Source organism: Planktothrix sp. FACHB-1355, assembly GCF_014748295.1.
In the GTDB taxonomy this organism is placed as follows: domain Bacteria; phylum Cyanobacteriota; class Cyanobacteriia; order Cyanobacteriales; family Aerosakkonemataceae; genus Aerosakkonema; species Aerosakkonema funiforme_A.
Genome location: NZ_JACJUP010000997.1, coordinates 1 through 2,597, shown reverse-complemented (window position 1 = coordinate 2,597; position 2,597 = coordinate 1). Strand labels below are relative to the sequence as shown.

Annotated in this window: 3 protein-coding genes; all 3 read right to left on the bottom strand. The window is 45.4% G+C overall.

The window, feature by feature from the left end; genetic code table 11:
• Window positions 1–56: 56 nt before the first annotated feature.
• The gene (locus H6S82_RS28075) at window positions 57–566 is read right to left on the bottom strand and encodes a cupin domain-containing protein (protein WP_190465689.1); all 510 of its coding nucleotides are present in this window, start codon (window positions 564–566) and stop codon (window positions 57–59) included.
• Between the two features lie 120 nt (window positions 567–686).
• Complete coding sequence (locus tag H6S82_RS28070) at window positions 687–1,496, bottom strand: vWA domain-containing protein (RefSeq protein WP_190465691.1); 810 nt, start codon at window positions 1,494–1,496, stop codon at window positions 687–689.
• Between the two features lie 84 nt (window positions 1,497–1,580).
• Window positions 1,581–2,597 (bottom strand): VWA domain-containing protein (locus H6S82_RS28065; protein ID WP_191057097.1); only part of this gene is annotated, 1,017 nt, incomplete at its 5' end.

Genomic DNA, 2,597 nt, shown 5'->3' with positions numbered 1-2,597 from the left:
GCTTAGCTTGAGATTTTAACATCCGCTCTTTTAATTTGGCATTTTTAGCTGCAACTTCATCCTTCTTCTGACTGTTGGCGCTTAGCTTGAGATTTTAACATCCGCTCTTTTAATTTGGCATTTTTAGCTGCAACTTCTGGGTTTCCTTCATACCAAGGAGGAATATCATCGTAATCTGGGATACCGTCATCAATCAAATATCGCGAATTTGAATTTTTTGGATAACCCGCAACAACTCCACCCGCACAAATAACAAATAAAGCATTTTCTTTATCTGCCTTCAGCGCTCTTTTAGCTGATGGAGAAATTCGCACGCAATCACCCCGCTCAATTGGTATTAGTTCTCCATCAATCAGAATCGTTCCCTGTCCTTGAACTACGATATAAACTTCTTCTTGCTCTGCATGGCTGTGGGTAAAAGTGTAGCCTTCATCAGGTGGTAAATGAATAAAACCAAGCCCCACAGCCTGGAGATTTAGCTGTTTGTAAGGATTGGTTAAAAAGGGTAAGCTATCAAAATCGAAGTGAGCTTTGGTAAAAGGGTTAATGTTTGTATTTTCGCTCATTTTTATAAAAATAATAGTTGAGTAGCAAAGTTATGGAATTGCGATCGCACCTAAAAATCAACCCTTGGTGTAGCGTACCCCAGAAACCCGGTTTCTTCGAGAAACCGGGTTTCTATGTACTTAAAAATCCAAGAAACCTCGCTTTCCCAAACGTGCGATCGCAGCAGCAGCTTGCAGTCGGGGACAAGCCAAACTATCGGCTACCTGAGTGCTATCCACATTGCCTAGATTCAAGACAGTTTCTAACACCTGTCGATCGAATTCCAAATCGCGGAATTCATCTTTGAGCATAGCAACCATCTTACTAATCACATCCTTAGCGCTGCTAGCGGATGCACACTGACCGCCAGTAGCAGTTGCGATCGCACCGAACGCCTGCGTAGTAAACCCATCGCCACCCATGCACAAAGCATGAACCGTCACCTGCTGATTTTCCGCAGCTGCGGCGACCGACCGCACATCCAAACCGCTAGGACAACCATTTGGCCACGCATCGCCGTTTCCGCCACGTTGTTGTGTGGGAAGCATTTCTTGCAACCACTTAGCAAAACCGTGCGGTGGCGCATCCCCAACCAGTAGGATAAAACGGCAGCTGTGAGAACGCCATTTCATCTGCACGCAAGCATCGCGGACACCGCTATAAACCGCTTCCGGGCCATCACCACCGCCATCAGCCTTTAGCTGGTTAATTGCCTTCTGCATCTCCGTCAAATTAGCAGTCAGCGGATAGACACGAGTTACAAAAGAATTGTCTTGTGGTGGGTGGTCGCGGTATTCCACCAAACCTACTTGTAAGTCGATACCGCTATCAGCTTTCAGCAAGCTAATCGTATCGAGTAACTGTTGCTTTGCTGCTTGGATAAACGAACCCATACTGCCAGTTGTATCGACAACAAAGCACAGGTCAACAAAGTTAAAAGCTTTTTTCATAGTTTCTCCTTTTTCTGGTGTTGGGAATAAGTAATCGGTAATTTTATTTCCTCTTACCCATTCCCAATTGCCAATTAACCGACTTTATTTGTCATCCCGTACTGGCAGGGGTGTATCCAGAATTTCCATCAGCAATTCCAGACGAGATCTGCGAGACAGCAAAGGCACTAAGTTTGGCAACGAGTAGTAATCTCCCGCGAAGGTGAAGGTTTCAAAAGTTACCTTATTTTGCTGTAGTTGATGCTCTAAATAGCTGTTGTGCTGACCGACTTTCACCAGAACTACATTCGGAATAACTTTCAATTCTTCGCAGTAGCGGGGATAAACGGTGCTGAAGTAAGGAGCGGCGTTTTCGTTTTCATCAGTTACGATGATAATCTGTTCGATCGCTTGTCGTTTCAGTCGCATTATTTCCAACGCCGCACCGATGCTGGTACTGCCATTTGGGAAAATATGCCGAAAAGCTTTTTCCCAATCTGAGAGGTTTTTACCCTGTGCTTGAATTGGGTAAGCGATCGCATCGAAAGCATAAACAAACAAATCTGCTTCTGCGATCGCAGATACGATCGCCGCAATTTGCTTGCCAACTTCCAACGCCTCCGTCATACTCGCGCTTTTATCCACCAGCAAAGCAGTAGTTTTGGTAATTTTACCGCGCTGCTTCACCTGCACATCGACAATTTGCTCCAACTTAGTAGCTGTTGCTTCATCAACAACTGCTACTTCGCTTGCTTTCATCGCCTTAAATGCCGATACCCGGTCAGATTTTGCCGCCGCTTCCAGTTTCTCATCAATTAGCGCTTTCACTTCCGGGTGATCCATTGCACCGCGTTCTTTCAGCGATTTGAGGTTATTAATTACCTCTTGCGGCGACATGGAATTAATCAGCGCTACCACCACAGTTGGCGTTAGTTGTTTCACCGCACCAACAGCAACAGTGTAAGGTATATTGTGTTCGACAATTAGCGCTGCTTGTTCTGCGGGAGATGGTACTTTTGCTAATTGCTTGAGCATGAAAGCGAGGCTATTTTCTGGCGGTTTATCCTTAAATAGTACTGCATCAGCGCGATCGCTTGGCTTAATGTGCAATGTAGCGTACAA